Source organism: Rhizobacter sp. P2_H2, assembly GCF_056403375.1.
The window spans coordinates 1-1,400 of sequence record NZ_JBFUFP010001272.1; the positions used below are offsets into that span (position 1 = coordinate 1).

General features: G+C 74.1%; 1 protein-coding gene. It reads left to right on the forward strand.

Annotated features, from left to right (window positions below):
- Window positions 1-1,400, forward strand: a 1,400-nt coding sequence (locus tag AC1D15_RS32265) for a hypothetical protein (protein WP_477829268.1), incomplete at both ends; no start/stop codon positions are given.

Below are 1,400 nucleotides of genomic sequence, written 5' to 3' on the forward strand. Positions count from 1 at the left end.
GGCCTATGCCACGCTGCTGACCGGCCGCGAACGCCAGCGGCAGACGCGCCTCGGCTGGCTCGCCCGCTTCCAGACGGCCGATGGCGCCGTGCCGGCGCTCGCGCGGCTCGGCGTGGCCGGCGGCATCATCGCCGCGGTGCTGGGCCTGGGCGGCTCGGTGGGCGATGCGCAGATCGTCGTCTACAACGGGCTGGGCACGCCGGTGCAGGTGACGGTGGCCGGGCGCCCGCCGCTGGCGGTCGCACCGAACGCGCTGCAGCGGCTCACGCTGCCGGCCGGGCACATGGTGCAGGTCGAGTCGCGCACGCCGAAGGGCGCGCTGATCGAGTCGTTCGAGGCCGATGCGAAGGGCAGCTTCGGCACCTACGTCTACAACGTCGCGTCGGCCGCGCCGCTGGTCGAGTGGACCGCGGTGTACGGCCGCACGCAGAGCATTCCGGAGCGCATGCTCGGCACGCCGCGCTGGTTGTCGACCGGCGCCGAGCATGTGTTCGAGGAGCCGCCGAAGTCGATCAGCACGAAGGGCGGCGGCGGCACGCGCACCGTGTTGCAGGGGCTGGTCGACATGCCGCCCGATCGGCAGCTGGACGCCTTGGCCAACGACGTGCAGCGCCGCCAGCTGATCGCCACGCACCTGCGCTGGGAGGCCGGCGGCAGCGGGCCGGCCGTGCCGTGGCTCGGCATGGTCGGCGACGATGCCCAGCTGCTGGCGCTGGTGCGCGAGCGGCTGAAGGCGACGTCCGACGAAGTGGCGTCGCTGCGTGCCGAGCAGGACGGCACGCAGAATGCTGCGCATGCCGAGGTCTGCGCCCGCCATGTGGCGGCCAGCCGGGCGGCGCAGGACAACCCGAACCTGCGCTATGCCGCGGTGCGCTGCGACACCGAGAGCCCGCAGAAGTGGCAGGCCTTCATCGACGGCCATGCGCGCTGGCCGGCGCACGCGTGGTTCGGCTATGCCGCGGCGTATTCCGAACTCGACTTCGGYCGCCTCGATGCAGGCCTGGCCGGCCTGGGCGAAGCGCGCGGGCGCATGGCCTCGCTGGCGAGCTACATCGCGATCGACGAGGCGCGGCTGCGCCGCTTCCTGAAGCAGGACGACGCGAAGCGCATGGCCGAGCTGACCAAGGCGTCGCCGGTGCTGCGCGCGCGCCTGGCGATGGAGAGCGGGACCGCGCCGGCCGAGGAAGGCCTGCCGACCGAGTACGCCGAGCTGGCGCGCGGCCGCATCGATGCGGCGATGAAGGCCGCGGCCGGCGGCTCCGCGCACCGCCAGGCCCGCCTGCTGCGGTTGGCGGCGGCGTCCGACGGTGCCGATCAGCCACTCGTCCTGCGTGCGATCGCGCTGCCGACGGACAGCGGCGTCGACGATGCGACCGCGTGGCTCGCTGCTGCCGTCGCGG